The sequence below is a fragment of the Pontibacter sp. CAU 1760 genome (assembly GCF_054482735.1).
On sequence record NZ_JBTLRL010000016.1, the window covers coordinates 24,460 to 38,501 of the forward strand.

The following is a 14,042-nucleotide window of genomic DNA, read 5'->3' on the forward strand; positions in this document are numbered from 1 at the left end:
TACTCCTCCTGTACACGCATAATCAAAAGCACATCATTTATATGTACAAACACATATTCAATATAAAGTACAATTTATAGGTGTATAAATATAAAACTTTGTATATATTTAGGTAGTATCTTAACCTATGCTTGATGACGTTACAAAAGCCTGCAGTATAGCTTGTGGAATGTGAAGACATATTTGTTTCCTTGCCCATAAAATATAATTACCTTTACCCGTCTATCAAAAACACTCACTCGATGGAGGCAATCAAAGAAACCAACTTCTCTTTTCCCGGACAGACCGGATTTTACAAAGGCAAGGTGCGCGACGTATACTATTTCGACGAACAACTGGCCATTGTTGCCACCGACCGTATTTCAGCATTCGATGTGGTACTGCCACGCGCCATACCTTACAAAGGGCAGGTGCTGAACCAGATTGCCAGCCTCAACCTGGCGGCCACGGCAGACATTGTGCCTAACTGGGTACTCTCTACGCCGGACCCTAACGTGACCATTGGCTACCGTTGCGAGCCTTATAAAGTGGAGATGGTGATCAGGGGCTACCTGGCTGGCCACGCCTGGCGCGAATACAAGGCCGGCAAGCGCAGCGTGTGCGGCGTCAGCTTGCCAGACAGGCTGCGCGAGAACGACAAACTTCCGGAGCCTATCATCACGCCGACCACAAAAGCAGATGAAGGCCACGACGAGGATATTTCCAGAGAAGAAATTTTGGCGAAAGGCCTTGTTTCAGAGCAGGATTATATTATATTAGAGCAGTATACGCGGGCGCTTTTTGCCCGCGGCACAGAACTTGCAAAACAACGCGGACTGATATTGGTTGATACCAAATATGAGTTTGGCAAGCACCATGACAAGATATACCTGATCGACGAAATTCATACCCCCGACTCGTCCCGCTACTTTTACAGCGAAGGCTACCAGGAGCGGCAGGACAAAGGGGAGTCGCAGCGCCAGTTGTCAAAGGAATTTGTGCGGCAGTGGCTGATTGAAAACGGTTTTCAGGGGAAGGAGGGCCAGCAAGTACCAGAAATGACTGATGAAATTGTTGCAGGTATTTCAGCACGTTACATCGAGTTGTTTGAGGTGTTCACGGGGCAGGATTTCAAGAAAAACACATACGAAAACGTGTTGGCTCGCATCGAGAAGCAGGTTCTTAACAATAATTTTAACGCTAAAAACTAAAAATATTAAAGTAGTTTTTGGTACATTCGCATCTAAATCTTTAGTGGTAGATCTATGAAGTACACGATTGATAAGAAAGAAAATTATACAATTATAACGATCGATGAGAAGAAGCTGGACACATCTATTGCGCCAGATCTTAAGTCAGAGTTCGTTAAATTGAATGCCGAGGGGATCACCAACTTGATTCTTGACCTGAGCAACGTGAAATATACGGACTCTTCAGGATTGAGCTCTATCCTGATTGCTAACCGTCTTTGCAACTCTTCCAGTGGCTTGCTCATCTTAACCGGACTGCAGGATCATGTAATGAAGTTGATCACGATCTCCAAGCTGGAGTCTGTGCTGAACATCCTCCCAACAGTGGAAGAGGCGATTGACCGCGTGTTTCTGCATGAGATAGAGCAGGACCTGACCAACAAGGAAGACTAATCTAACTGCCCGCTGTGGATTTCGAACTCAGGATACTGGGCAGTTCGTCGGCCACACCTTCGGCAAACAGACACCATACCGCTCAGGTTCTAACGATTGATAACCAATATCACCTGATAGATTGCGGTGAAGGAACGCAGATGCAGCTGATGCAATACAAGATAAAGCATCAGCGCATCTGCAATATCTACATCAGCCACCTCCACGGCGACCATTACTTCGGTTTGCCGGGGTTGCTGTCTACCATGCACCTGCAGGGCCGTGTTATACCCCTGCACCTCTTCGGCCCTCCCGGCCTCTGCGAAATTCTCAGCCTTCAGTTCAGATACTCCGGCACAAACCTGTGCTACCCGCTCATATTCAATGAGTTGGACACAACGGCGCACAAAAAGATTTTCGAGAACAAGCAGATCACCGTCCATACCCTCCCAATGGAGCACCGGGTACCCTGTACAGGCTTTCTGTTCCGGGAGAAGCAGAAGTCACGCCCCCTCATCAAAGAAAAGCTGCCGAATTTCCTGACGCCTGAGCAACTAGTGCGCCTCAAGTGGGGCGAGGACATCCGGGATGAGCAGGGCGAAATACTCGTGCACAACCGCGACGTGACCTTGGAGCCCAAGCGCAGCCGCAGCTATGCCTATTGCTCCGACAGCCGGTACAAAACCGTGCTGCTGCCTTACCTGCAGCAAGTAGACCTCATGTACCACGAGGCTACGTTCCTGGACGAAATGCGGGAACGAGCCTATTATACCTTCCATAGCACCGCGCGCCAAGCAGCCGAGTTGGCCAGTGCTGCCCAGGTGCGGCGCTTGATCCTGGGTCACTTCTCGGTTCGTTACAAAGACCTGACACCTCTGCTGCAAGAAGCCCAGGACGTGTTCCCGATGACGGACCTGGCAACGGAGGGGAGCATCTTCTGTGTCCGTGACTAAAGCCCCGCAGGCATGGTACCTGGCTCCCAGCGTGTACTTTTGCATCCTTGTTATACCTCATACCTACCTCCTATGCGAAAAGCAGACGCAGCCACCATCTCCAAACGCCGGACAAACCTCTTTTTGGTGCTCAGCGGCATCTTCATCTCCAATGCCCTGCTTGCTGAGCTGATTGGTGTAAAGATATTTTCTGCAGAAGCGCTATTCGGCTTTCCGGGGGCGCAGATACCGGTTTTAGGAGGCACCCGGCTGGACTTTAACCTGACAGCCGGAGTGATGATATGGCCCGTCGTGTTCATCACCACTGACATCATCAACGAGTACTTCGGCAAGGCTGGCGTGAAGAGGGTGAGCGTGCTGACGGTATTACTGATTCTGTATGCTTTTGTGGTCATCAGCGCAGTAACAGGGTTGCCCCCCGCTCCTTTCTGGCAGGAAGTGAACAGCATGGACGCCAATGGCAACCCCTTCGACATGGACTATGCGTTCAACAGCGTGTACCGGCAGGGCTTGGGTATCATTATCGGGTCGGTAGTTGCTTTCCTTATCTCGCAGTTCCTGGATGCCACCGTATTTCATTGGCTGCGCCACATGACGGGAAGCAGCAAGATATGGCTGCGGGCTACGGGCTCTACCCTTGTGTCGCAGCTTGTGGACAGCTTTGTAGTACTCTTCGTGGCCTTCTTTCTGTTTGGCAACTGGACGATGGAACAGGTACTCTCCGTGGGTATCATCAACTATATCTACAAGTTTTGTGTCGCCATTCTGCTTACCCCGCTCCTCTATGTGGCGCACCACCTCATAGACAATTACCTGGGCGAAAAAGAGGCAGAGAAAATGATGGAAGAGGCTGCCGTGGAAAATTAGCCCGGCTCCCTGTGCCATATTGCCCTTTCAGGGGTATAGATCTGCGCAGACTTGTTTTTAAGCCTGCCCTGTACCTACCTTTGCACCCCAGATTAGCCGATGCCGTACCACTTAGCACATACACAAATCTTTATTACGGGTTACATTCTCCACGACCTGTAAGCAACAGCAGCCGTGCTTACTGGCAGCTCCGCCACTTCTTTTAACCATACCCTATACCCTTCTTACTTTTTTACAGAACGATTATGTTCAAAGGAATTCTATTGGTCTTTTTGGGCGCATGCAGTTTCGGCATCTTGTCTACCATCGTGAAGCTAGCTTACAAAGACGGCTTTAGCTTGGGCGATGTAACGGGCGCGCAAGTGCTTTTTGGCTTTGTCGTGCTGTGGGCCATTGTGCTGGTGCGGCACCTGGCAGGCCGCGCAGGCAAAAGCACCACCTTCAAAGAGAAACTACAGCTTGCCGCCATGGGTACCAGCACGGGTCTTGTCAGCATCTTCTATTACAAATGCGTGCAAACAGTGCCTGCTTCCATTGCTATTTTGCTGTTGATGCAGTTCACCTGGATGAGCATGGCTACGGAGGCTGTAGTAAAACGCAAGCTGCCTTCGCTGGCGCAGGCCGGTACCGTCGTGATGATTCTCCTGGGCACTGCCCTGGCAGGGCGGCTATTCTCCAGCCAGCTTCCGGACTTTGACTTAGCTGGGATTGGGTATGGCTTACTGGCTGCTTTCTCTTATACTATTTTCCTGATGATCAATGGGTCGGCCGGGAATAAGATGCACCCCACAACCAAAAGCGCGCTTATCCTGACAGGTGCCTGTGTGCTGATTCTGAGCATCTTCCCACCTGCATTTCTGGTGAATGGCGCTTTGCAGGACGGGCTATGGAAATGGGGAATCGGCTTGGCACTTTTTGGCACCGTTATACCCCCGCTGTTTTATGCCTATGGTATACCGAAAGTCGGGCTGGGCCTGAGTGCCGTCCTGAGCGCCGCCGAGTTACCGGTGGCCGTGCTCATGTCCAGCATCGTGCTGCAGGAAGAGGTGTGGCTTGTGCAATGGCTGGGCGTCGTGCTGATTTTATTGGCAATTGTGCTATCTAACCTCGCTTCATTGCGGGACCGGAAGCGGGTTCAGCGGGCACAGCAGACCGTGCCCGCCTGACAGTTTCGGGCACTCCAATCATAACCCGACTTGTTGGTGCGACTTTAAACTGGGCAAATTCCGGCATTTTAGCTTAATTTGTACCTGAAACAATACAACACCTATACTATGGCACGTTTTCTTACAGGAATCCAAAGCACAGGGCGCCCTCACTTAGGCAACCTGTTAGGCGCTATCATTCCTGCTGTGGAGCTTTCGAATTCCTCTGAAGAGGCCTCTTTATATTTTATTGCCGATATGCACTCCCTCACCAGCATCCGCGATGCGGAGGTGCTACGGCACAATACCTACGCGGTGGCCGCCGCCTGGCTCGCCTTCGGCTTCGATACCAACAAGCATATCTTCTACCGCCAGTCGGATGTGCCGATGGTAACGGAGCTGAACTGGTACCTGAATTGCTTTGCCCCTTTCCCGATGCTGGCCAACGCCCATTCCTTCAAAGACAAGTCTGCCCGTAGAGGGCTAGCGGATGTTAACGCAGGGCTATTTACCTACCCGGTGCTGATGGCTGCCGACATCCTACTGTACGACGCCAACATTGTGCCTGTAGGGAAAGACCAGATCCAGCACCTGGAGATTACCCGCGACATAGCCAGCGCTTTTAACCATGTATACGGGGAGACCTTTGTGCTACCCGATGCCAGAATCGATGAAACGGTGATGACGGTGCCTGGCTTAAATGGTGAGAAGATGAGTAAATCCTATGGCAATATCATTGACATCTTCGAGGCTGACAAGCCCTTGCGCAAAACCATCATGAGCATCGTGACGGATAGCACACCTTTGGAAGAGCCAAAAGAAACCGATAACGACACCGTTTTCAAGCTTTATAGTTTGTTGGCCACGCCAGCGGAAATTGAGGTGATGCGCGGCAACTACAACGCAGGCGGGTATGGCTACGGTCACGCCAAACAGGCGCTTTACGAGCTCATTATCCGGAAGTATGCCAAAGAGCGGGAGCTGTTTAATTTCTACATGAGCAATCTGCCGGAAATTGACAAGAAGCTGCACGAGGGAGCCGAAAAAGCCAAGGCCATCGCTGGCCCGGTGCTGCAGCGTGTACGCAAAAAGCTAGGCTACTGATTTTTAGATCAGCCATACCCTAATATCAATAAAAGCAGAAGCGGCAACCAGGTAATTGGTTGCCGCTTCTGCTTTTATTGATATCCGCTAAGTTAATGCCCTATCGTTCCAGCACAATCAGGTCGGCAGAGCTGCGATTAAGCGCGATGGGGATGTTATTGAGTACCGCCGTGCGAATCAGCGTCTGGATATCGTGTTCGTGGCCGTGCGGCGTTTCCACGTCGATAAAAAAGATAACCTTATGTACCTCTCCCTCCAGGATGCGCGCCGCCAGTAAAATATCACCGCCGCTGGGTCCGTGGCCGAAAGGCTGCACATTCAGGTCCAGCAGGTCGTTGAGGAGTTTCGAGGTGTTGGTGGTGCCGATCAGGTTATACCCTTCCAGGCCCGCCTGGTTTTCTTTCACCCAGTTCAGCAGGTCTGTCTTTTTATTGTTATGCGCTACTAATGCAATGGTCTTCATGGTTTTATCTTATGAATGTGCTGCAAATATGATGGTTCTAATGAATAAAGCCAAGGCTAATATAATACAAATGCTGGAAGTTTGGCGCCTCTCAGCTTAAACTTAACAGCATAGCGCAACAAAAAAACCGCCGGTGACAAGGCATAAAGCATCGGCACCGGCGGTTATGAAAGCTACTGCAAAAGCGGCAGCGATTTTGTCTCAAATGTTTTTTTACTCGGCTGTCCAGAGCACACGCTCCTGGTCGGCCAGAATCAGCAATACGCGCGGCGGGTTAGCCACAATCACAAGGCGCATCTCCACGCCCGGAAACGAATCAGACTCTACCCATACCCCCTCTTTCTCGTCGTGCTCCAGGTCAGCCTCCGGGTCCAGGGTGCTGGCCAAATAGGCAGTAGGCAGCAGGATGTCGGCATCCGACTTCAGCTTGCCGTGCACGTCTTCCAGCACATCCTCCAGGTAGTCGCCATACTCCTCGTTAAAATCGTCTTCGAGGTCGTGTAGCTCTTCTTCTATATCATCATAACGCGCGTCGTTGTAGTCCAGGCCGTTTAGCTCCTGTTTCTTGGCGAGTATCGCAACGATGGATTCGTTTAGGGCATTTACATTCATGGCATCGTATTTTTTACAAAGTTGATAACATGCCGTAGCAATTGCAAGTAATCCATTGATAATTTGCCATGCCGCTGGTCAGGTTTTGTTAACTCACTAAAAGGTGTATTTTTACACAAACCATGAGCTAACTAATCCCAAAACTATGTCACAAGACCTTTTGCCCCTGAACGGCACCGACCATATCGAGTTTTATGTGGGCAATGCCAAGCAGGCCGCTCACTTCTATCAGACTGCCTTCGGCTTTAAACTGGTGGCCTACGCCGGGCCCGAAACAGGCGTCCGCGACCGTGCCTCCTATGTGCTGGTGCAGGACAAGATACGCTTTGTGCTCACCACCTCCTTGGACCCCACCTCTGACATCTCAAAGCATGTGCTGCAACACGGAGACGGCGTGAAGGTACTGGCCCTCTGGGTGGACGACGCCGAAAAGTCATACCATGATACCGTTGCCCGAGGTGCAAAATCAGCCATTGCCCCCCAAACCCTGACCGATGAGTTTGGCGAAGTGAAGATCGCCGCTATCCATACCTACGGCGAAACCATTCATACCTTTGTGGAGCGCAGCAAGTACAGCGGGCCGTTTATGCCGGGTTTTGTGGCCAAGTCATCTCCGCTGGAGGTTAACCCCGTGGGGCTGAAGTATGTGGACCATTGCGTGGGCAACGTAGAACTGGGCCGCATGAACGAGTGGGTGGAGTTTTATGAGAAGGTGATGGGCTTCCAGTTGCTGCTCACCTTCGATGACAAAGACATTAGCACGGAGTATACCGCCCTGATGTCGAAAGTAGTGTCGAATGGCAACGGCTACGTGAAGTTCCCGATCAACGAGCCGGCCAAGGGCAAGAAGAAATCACAAATAGATGAGTACCTGGATTTTTACCGGGGAGCGGGCGTGCAGCACATCGCCGTGGCCACCGACGACATCCTGCGCACCGTGGCGGAGTTGCGCAAGCGCGGCGTGGAGTTCCTGTACGTGCCGGAAACCTATTATGAGACCCTGTTTGAGCGTATTGGGGAAATTGATGAAGAGATGGAGGCCCTGAAGGCGCTGAACATCCTGGTGGACCGTGACGAGGAGGGCTATTTGCTACAGATCTTTACCAAACCCGTAGAAGACCGCCCTACCGTGTTTTATGAGATCATACAGCGCAAGGGGGCAAAATCCTTTGGCAAAGGCAACTTCAAGGCTTTGTTCGAGTCTATTGAGCGGGAGCAGGCACTGCGGGGCAACCTTTAGGCAAGTTTTTAGTAAATGCCCATGTGATTTCATTTAAATTGCTTTATTTTTATATTCCAATACATTACACCAGTCCTCTGATGGCGCTACATGTGCAAAAAGGGCTGGTGTAATGTATTTATACCGAACATTGCATTTATACTTATTCATCAAGCAGAAACGATATGATTGAGCAATCTATCCAGACGAAAATAGACCAGTGGCTGGCTGGCAATTACGACGAAGCTACCAAAGCTGAGATCAGGGAACTGCAGGAGCGCGGAGAGCAGGACACGCTGGCCGATGCCTTTTACAAAGACCTGGAGTTTGGCACCGGGGGCTTGCGCGGCATTATGGGCGCGGGAAGCAACCGCATGAACCGCTATACCCTGGGTATGGCCACCCAGGGCCTTTGTAACTACCTGAAGCAGAACTTCCCGGGCCAGCCAATTAGCGTGGCGATTGCCCACGACAGTCGCAACAACTCGGATAAGTTTGCCCGCGAGACCGCGGCTATCTTTTCTGCCAATGATATAAAGGTATACCTCTTCGAGGCGCTTCGCCCGACGCCGGAGCTGTCGTTTGCCATTCGCCACCTGGGCTGCCAGAGCGGTGTGGTGATCACGGCCTCGCACAACCCGAAAGAGTACAACGGCTACAAAGCCTACTGGAACGACGGAGGCCAGGTAACCGCACCGCACGACAAGAACATCATCGCGGAGGTAAACAAGATCACTTCTATTGACGATGTGAAGTTTGAGGCCAAGCCCGAGAACATCCAGATGATCAGCACGGAGGTGGACGAGGCTTACATGAAAGAAGTACTGGGCCTGTCTATCTCGCAGGAGGCTATCAAACGCCAGCAGGACCTGAAGATCGTGTTCACGCCTATCCACGGAACGGGTATCACGCTGGTGCCGGAGATCCTGAAGCGCTTTGGCTTTAACAATGTGACGGTGGTAGAGGAGCAGGCGGAGCCAAACGGCAACTTCCCGACGGTGGTCTACCCGAACCCGGAAGAGAAAGAAGCTATGACGCTGGCCATGAAGAAGGCCGAGGAAGTGGATGCCGATTTAGTGCTGGCCACTGACCCGGACTCTGACCGCGTGGGTATCGCCGTGAAAAACCTGACTGGCGAGTTTGTGCTCCTGAACGGTAACCAAACCGGCTCGCTGCTCATCAACTACCTGCTGCAGGCGTGGCAGAAAGCAGATAAACTGACAGGCAAAGAGTACGTGGTGAAAACCATCGTAACCACAGACCTGATCAAAAAAATTGCCGATAGCTACAACGTGACCATGTATGAAACCCTGACGGGCTTTAAGTACATCGCGGAGGTGATCCGGAAGCTGGAAGGCAAGGAAACGTACATTGGCGGCGGCGAGGAAAGCTATGGCTACCTGGCCGGCGACTTTGTACGCGACAAGGACGCTATTTCGTCTTGCGCCCTGATCGCGGAGATGGCGGCGGTAGCCAAGGACAAGGGCCAGAGCCTGTTTGAGATGATGGTGGACATGTATACCCAGTACGGCTTCTACAAGGAAGAGCTGGTATCCATCACGAAGAAGGGTATGCGCGGTGCGGAGGAGATTCAGCAGATGATGGCAGACATGCGCAGCAACCCGCCGCAGAAGATCGCGGGCTCCAAGGTAGTGGAGGTAAGCGATTACAAGGCCGGCACCCGCAAAAACCTGCTTACTGGCGAGGAAACCAAGCTGGACCTGGAGAGTTCGAACGTACTGCAGTACATGACCGAGGACGGCAGTAAAATCTCTGCCCGCCCTTCCGGCACCGAGCCGAAGATCAAGTTTTACGTGAGCGTGAACGAGCCTTTGGCATCAAAGTCTGACTACAACGCCGTAGCACAGAAACTGAACGACAAAATTCAGCAGACCCTGATGGACCTGAACCTGAAATAAGGGTAAAATACGCTATTTGAAAACGGCTCCACTGAAGCAGGTTTATACCTGAAGCAGTGGAGCCGTTTTTTCATACCCCCTTCACGCCCGCAAGTCAAGGGCGCTAAGGATTGCTTTTGAAACAGAAAAGCCGCTGGTTACAAACACAGCGGCTTTTCTTCCTTTGGCTTTTCTTTAAACTACAGGCCGTTTTTAAAACGGCGGTTCTTCATCAAAACTTGAGGTAGGGAATCCTCCCCCACCATTGCTACCGTCATTCATGCGGCTACCCAAGCGGATAGACCCAGGCGTATCCGCATCGAAGGTGCTGTTTGGCAAGGCATTGAAACCACCCATGGCATCGCCCCCGAAATCGTTATCCAGGTTAGTGAACTTGGTGTACTTACCGATAAATTTCAGCTGCACATTCTCCAGCGAACCGTTACGGTGCTTGGCGATGATCACTTCACCTACTCCAGCTGTCGGGTTGCCCATCTCATCTTCGGTAATGCCGTAGTATTCCGGACGGTACAGGAAAAGCACCATGTCGGCATCCTGCTCAATAGACCCCGATTCACGTAAGTCGGATAGCTGCGGACGCTTGTCACCGCCACGCGTTTCCACGGCACGGCTCAGCTGCGACAGGGCAATTACCGGCACGCTCAGCTCCTTGGCCAGCATCTTCAGGGCACGTGAAATGGAGGCGATCTCCTGTTCACGGTTTCCTCCACCCTTGCCCTCTGCATTTCCGCTCATCAGCTGCAGGTAGTCAATAATGATCATCTGGATGTCGAACTGCGCCTTGAGGCGGCGGCACTTGGTGCGCAGCTCACGTATGGACAAGCCCGGCGTGTCGTCAATAAAGATGGGCGCCTCCGTTAACTTAGAGATCTTATGGTTGAGCTGCGCCCACTCATAATCCTCCAGGTTGCCTTTTTTGATTTTTTCTGAATCCAGTTCCGCCTCCGACGAGATCAAACGGTTCACCAGCTGCAGCGAGGACATCTCGAGGGAGAAGATAGCCACTCCCTTCTTAAAGTCTACTGCCGCATTGCGCATACAGGATAGAACGAAGGCTGTTTTACCCATCGCCGGACGTGCCGCCAGAATCACCAGGTCAGATTTTTGCCAGCCAGACGTAACCCGGTCCAAAGCGGCAAGACCGCTTGGCACTCCCGTCAAACCATCCGACTGCTTTCGTTTCTCCTCCAGCTCCTTGATGGCCGAGTGCATGAGCGAGCGCATGTCGTCGAAGTTCTTGCGGATGTTGGATTCCGATACTTCATAAAGCTTGGCCTCCGTTTTATCCAGCAGGTCGAATACGTCCGTGGTATCTTCGTAAGCACTTGAAAGCACCTCCGAGGAAATAGAAATCAGGTCGCGCTTGATGGAGTTCTCCGTGATGATACGGGCATGGTACTCGATGTTGGCGGCAGAGTTTACGCGGGTGGTCAGTTGCGTGACGTAGTACGCACCGCCGGCCAGCTCCAGCTCGCCGTTTTCCCGCAGCTCGTGCGTCACGGTCAGGATATCGATAGGCTCTGATTTATCGAAGAGGCCGATGATGGCTTTGAAAATGCGCTGGTGCGCTTCTTTGTAAAAGCTCTGGGGTCGCAAAATATCGATCACGGAAGTGAGGGCGTCTTTCTCCAGCATCAGGGCACCCAGCACAGCCTCCTCTAAATCAAGGGCTTGCGGTGGCTTCTTGCCTAACTCCGACACCAAAGAGGGTTTCTTCTGCCACCCATTCCGATTGCCCGCAGGCCGCACGTTCATTTTCATCTCCTCCATAGGTTACAAATTTAAAAAACCTGCCATGCAAGTAATCCACACTCCCCGCTGAGTAATCCACATTCACCTACAAGATATCAACATATTAAGGGTATGCTATTTTATATTTGGGCAGGTCTTATAACTTTGTCTGTTTGCAACAATCTATGCTGCGCATATGGAGAAGAAGGAACTACAGTACATACACCTGATAGCAGTGGGTGGTAGCATCATGCACAACCTTGCCCTGGCACTGCACGACAAAGGCCTGAAGGTAACAGGCTCGGATGATGAGATCTTTGAACCTGCCAAAAGCCGGCTTGCAAAAGCAGGTCTGCTGCCGGAAGCAGAGGGCTGGTTCACGGAAAAGATTGATGCCAGGCCGGATGCCGTGATTCTGGGGATGCACGCCCGCCCGGATAACCCGGAGCTAAAACGTGCACTAGAGCTGAACATTCCTATCTACTCTTTCCCGGAGTTTATCTATGAGCAGAGCCGCGACAAGCAGCGCATCGTAATTGGGGGCAGCCATGGCAAAACCTCCATCACGTCCATCATCCTGCATGTGCTGCAGCACCTGGGCCGCAAGTTCGACTATGCCGTTGGTGCCCAGCTGGAGGGTTTCGACCGCATGGTAAAGTTGACGAACGATGCGCCCATCATTATTATCGAGGGCGATGAGTACCTCTCCGACCCGATCAAGCGCGTCCCGAAGTTCCATTTGTACCATCACCACATCGGTGTGATCAGCGGCATCAGCTGGGACCACATCAACGTGTTCCCGGACCCGGAGAACTACCGCAAGCAGTTCCGCCTGTTCGCTGAGATGACCCCAAAGGCAGGCACGCTCATCTATAACCAGGATGATGAGCAGGTGCAGCTGGTAGCCGTGCCGCGTAACCCCGCCGACATTGCCTACATCGGCTACAGCGCCCACGACCACAGCATCCGGAATGGCAAAACCATTCTGCACACCAAAAAGGAGGGCGATGTGGAGATACAGCTGTTTGGGCAGCACAACCTCCAGAATATCAGCGCTGCAAAGGAGGTCTGCAAGAAAATCGGGGTGAAGGCGCATGACTTTTACGAGGCCCTGCAAAGCTTTAAGGGAGCCGCTAAACGCCTCGAGAAGATCGGGGAAAAGGATAACAGCATCATCTTCCGGGACTTTGCCCATGCCCCTTCCAAAGTGAAAGCCACCACGGAAGCCGTGAAAACGCAGTACCCGGAACGAAGCCTGGTGGCGGTATTGGAGCTTCATACCTTCAGTAGCCTGAACAAGAGTTTCCTGCCGCAGTATGCTGGCGCCTTGGACAAGGCCGATGAGCCGATTGTGTACTTTAACCCGAAGACGGTGGAGCACAAGAAAATGGAGATGCTGTCCGAGGAGGAACTCAAGCAGGCCTTTGCGAACCCGAACCTGAAAGTCTACACCGAATCCGAGGCATTGCAGCAACACCTGACCTCGCGCAACTGGCAAAACAGCAACCTGCTGCTCATGAGCTCAGGCAATTACAACAACATTAACATGGACGCGCTGACGAAGGCGGTTCTCTAACCCTAACACATGAAACTGAATCTAAAGCGCCCCATCATCTTCTTCGACCTCGAAACCACCGGTACTGATATCTGCAAAGACCGGATTGTGGAGTACAGCTTGCTGAAGGTGATGCCAAACGGAGAAGAAATACTGCGCACCCGCCGCATCAACCCCACCATCCCGATTCCACTGGAGACTAGCCTGATTCACGGAATTTACGAAGACGATATCAAAGACTGCCAAACGTTTAAGCAGGTGGCCCACGAGCTAGACCTGTTCATGAAGGGCTGCGACTTGGCAGGGTATAACCTGCTGCGCTTTGACATCCCCTTGCTGGCCGAGGAGTTCCTGCGCTGCGACATCGACTTTGACATCGACAACCGGAACATCGTGGATGCCTGCCGCATCTTTCATCAAATGGAACAGCGCACGCTTTCAGCTGCCTATAAATTCTATTGTAACAAGAAACTGGAGAATGCTCACAGCGCCGAGGCAGATACCCTGGCAACCTACCACATCCTGATGGCGCAACTAGACCGGTACGAGCAGACGGCCGTGGAGGTAGCCGAAGGCGTAGAGGAATTCCCGATCCAGAATGACATGGAGCAGCTGCATAAGTTCACGGTACAGAAGACCGCCGACCTATCCGGCAGAATCGTGTACAACCCCGCTGGCCAGGAAGTGTTTAACTTCGGGAAGCATAAAAATGTGCCGGTGGAGGAAGTGTTCCAGAAAGAGCCCGGCTACTACGACTGGATGATGAAAAGTGAGTTCCCGCTACAGACCAAAAAAGTACTCACGCGCATCAAACTGCGTAAAGTACAGTTCTCCTAACCTACGCTGGAACTGAGGTATAAAATTGAGGGCCGC

13 protein-coding genes are annotated in these 14,042 nt (G+C 52.0%); 10 read left to right on the top strand and 3 right to left on the bottom strand.

The features are described 5' to 3' along the window. The first annotated feature begins 242 nt into the window (after positions 1-242). The 6 genes from ACXYMU_RS18195 (at position 243) to trpS (ending at position 5,670) form a co-directional block, all read left to right on the top strand. A complete protein-coding gene (locus ACXYMU_RS18195) occupies positions 243-1,190 on the top strand; it encodes a phosphoribosylaminoimidazolesuccinocarboxamide synthase (protein WP_458987845.1) in 948 nt (315 codons plus the stop codon). Positions 1,191-1,244: 54 nt separating this feature from the next. Continuing rightward, a complete protein-coding gene (locus tag ACXYMU_RS18200; protein ID WP_115567158.1) occupies positions 1,245-1,622 on the top strand; it encodes an STAS domain-containing protein in 378 nt (125 codons plus the stop codon). 14 nt (positions 1,623-1,636) lie between these two features. Next, entirely contained in the window at positions 1,637-2,554 is a 918-nt protein-coding gene (locus tag ACXYMU_RS18205) for a ribonuclease Z (protein ID WP_458987846.1), read from the top strand. Between the two features lie 72 nt (positions 2,555-2,626). Beyond that, complete coding sequence (locus ACXYMU_RS18210; RefSeq protein ID WP_458987847.1) at positions 2,627-3,421, top strand: queuosine precursor transporter; 795 nt, start codon at positions 2,627-2,629, stop codon at positions 3,419-3,421. A 245-nt stretch (positions 3,422-3,666) separates the two neighbouring features. Beyond that, positions 3,667-4,587, top strand: a complete 921-nt coding sequence (locus tag ACXYMU_RS18215) for an EamA family transporter (protein ID WP_458987848.1) — start codon at positions 3,667-3,669, stop codon at positions 4,585-4,587. Between the two features lie 108 nt (positions 4,588-4,695). After that, positions 4,696-5,670: a tryptophan--tRNA ligase gene (gene trpS, locus ACXYMU_RS18220; RefSeq protein ID WP_458987849.1), complete on the top strand. Its 975-nt coding sequence runs from the start codon at positions 4,696-4,698 to the stop codon at positions 5,668-5,670. 100 nt (positions 5,671-5,770) lie between these two features. Here trpS and ACXYMU_RS18225 read toward each other — a convergent pair whose 3' ends face one another. Together ACXYMU_RS18225 and ACXYMU_RS18230 are read right to left on the bottom strand one after the other, a co-directional pair. Next, positions 5,771-6,133 (bottom strand): methylglyoxal synthase, encoded by a 363-nt coding sequence (locus tag ACXYMU_RS18225; protein ID WP_458987850.1) that lies wholly within the window; start codon positions 6,131-6,133, stop codon positions 5,771-5,773. 213 nt (positions 6,134-6,346) lie between these two features. Further along, positions 6,347-6,745, bottom strand: a complete 399-nt coding sequence (locus tag ACXYMU_RS18230) for a hypothetical protein (protein ID WP_458987851.1) — start codon at positions 6,743-6,745, stop codon at positions 6,347-6,349. Positions 6,746-6,890: 145 nt separating this feature from the next. On the opposite strand from ACXYMU_RS18230, the gene hppD reads away from it, so the two are divergent. Together hppD and ACXYMU_RS18240 are read left to right on the top strand one after the other, a co-directional pair. Further along, a complete protein-coding gene (gene hppD / locus ACXYMU_RS18235) occupies positions 6,891-7,985 on the top strand; it encodes a 4-hydroxyphenylpyruvate dioxygenase (RefSeq protein WP_458987852.1) in 1,095 nt (364 codons plus the stop codon). A gap of 164 nt (positions 7,986-8,149) precedes the next feature. Beyond that, positions 8,150-9,883 carry a phospho-sugar mutase gene (locus ACXYMU_RS18240; protein ID WP_458987853.1) on the top strand — a complete coding sequence of 578 codons (1,734 nt, stop codon included), beginning with the start codon at positions 8,150-8,152 and terminating at the stop codon, positions 9,881-9,883. A gap of 192 nt (positions 9,884-10,075) precedes the next feature. Here ACXYMU_RS18240 and dnaB read toward each other — a convergent pair whose 3' ends face one another. Further along, positions 10,076-11,653: a replicative DNA helicase gene (gene dnaB, locus ACXYMU_RS18245; protein WP_458987854.1), complete on the bottom strand. Its 1,578-nt coding sequence runs from the start codon at positions 11,651-11,653 to the stop codon at positions 10,076-10,078. 157 nt (positions 11,654-11,810) lie between these two features. On the opposite strand from dnaB, the gene ACXYMU_RS18250 reads away from it, so the two are divergent. Next, positions 11,811-13,190 (top strand): UDP-N-acetylmuramate--L-alanine ligase, encoded by a 1,380-nt coding sequence (locus ACXYMU_RS18250; RefSeq protein WP_458987855.1) that lies wholly within the window; start codon positions 11,811-11,813, stop codon positions 13,188-13,190. A 9-nt stretch (positions 13,191-13,199) separates the two neighbouring features. Continuing rightward, positions 13,200-14,006, top strand: coding sequence for an exonuclease domain-containing protein (locus ACXYMU_RS18255; protein WP_458987856.1), 807 nt, complete (start codon positions 13,200-13,202; stop codon positions 14,004-14,006). Positions 14,007-14,042: the final 36 nt, after the last annotated feature.

Excerpts from the sequence above, each read along its gene's own strand:
- ACXYMU_RS18240 (WP_458987853.1), top strand. The coding sequence starts at position 8,150 with ATGATTGAGCAATCTATCCAGACGAAAATAGACCAGTGGCTGGCTGGC.
- ACXYMU_RS18215 (WP_458987848.1), top strand. The coding sequence starts at position 3,667 with ATGTTCAAAGGAATTCTATTGGTCTTTTTGGGCGCATGCAGTTTCGGC.
- hppD (WP_458987852.1), top strand. The coding sequence starts at position 6,891 with ATGTCACAAGACCTTTTGCCCCTGAACGGCACCGACCATATCGAGTTT.
- ACXYMU_RS18225 (WP_458987850.1), bottom strand. The coding sequence starts at position 6,133 with ATGAAGACCATTGCATTAGTAGCGCATAACAATAAAAAGACAGACCTG.
- ACXYMU_RS18200 (WP_115567158.1), top strand. The coding sequence starts at position 1,245 with ATGAAGTACACGATTGATAAGAAAGAAAATTATACAATTATAACGATC.
- ACXYMU_RS18195 (WP_458987845.1), top strand. The coding sequence starts at position 243 with ATGGAGGCAATCAAAGAAACCAACTTCTCTTTTCCCGGACAGACCGGA.
- trpS (WP_458987849.1), top strand. The coding sequence starts at position 4,696 with ATGGCACGTTTTCTTACAGGAATCCAAAGCACAGGGCGCCCTCACTTA.
- ACXYMU_RS18230 (WP_458987851.1), bottom strand. The coding sequence starts at position 6,745 with ATGAATGTAAATGCCCTAAACGAATCCATCGTTGCGATACTCGCCAAG.
- ACXYMU_RS18250 (WP_458987855.1), top strand. The coding sequence starts at position 11,811 with ATGGAGAAGAAGGAACTACAGTACATACACCTGATAGCAGTGGGTGGT.
- ACXYMU_RS18255 (WP_458987856.1), top strand. The coding sequence starts at position 13,200 with ATGAAACTGAATCTAAAGCGCCCCATCATCTTCTTCGACCTCGAAACC.
- dnaB (WP_458987854.1), bottom strand. The coding sequence starts at position 11,653 with ATGGAGGAGATGAAAATGAACGTGCGGCCTGCGGGCAATCGGAATGGG.
- ACXYMU_RS18210 (WP_458987847.1), top strand. The coding sequence starts at position 2,627 with ATGCGAAAAGCAGACGCAGCCACCATCTCCAAACGCCGGACAAACCTC.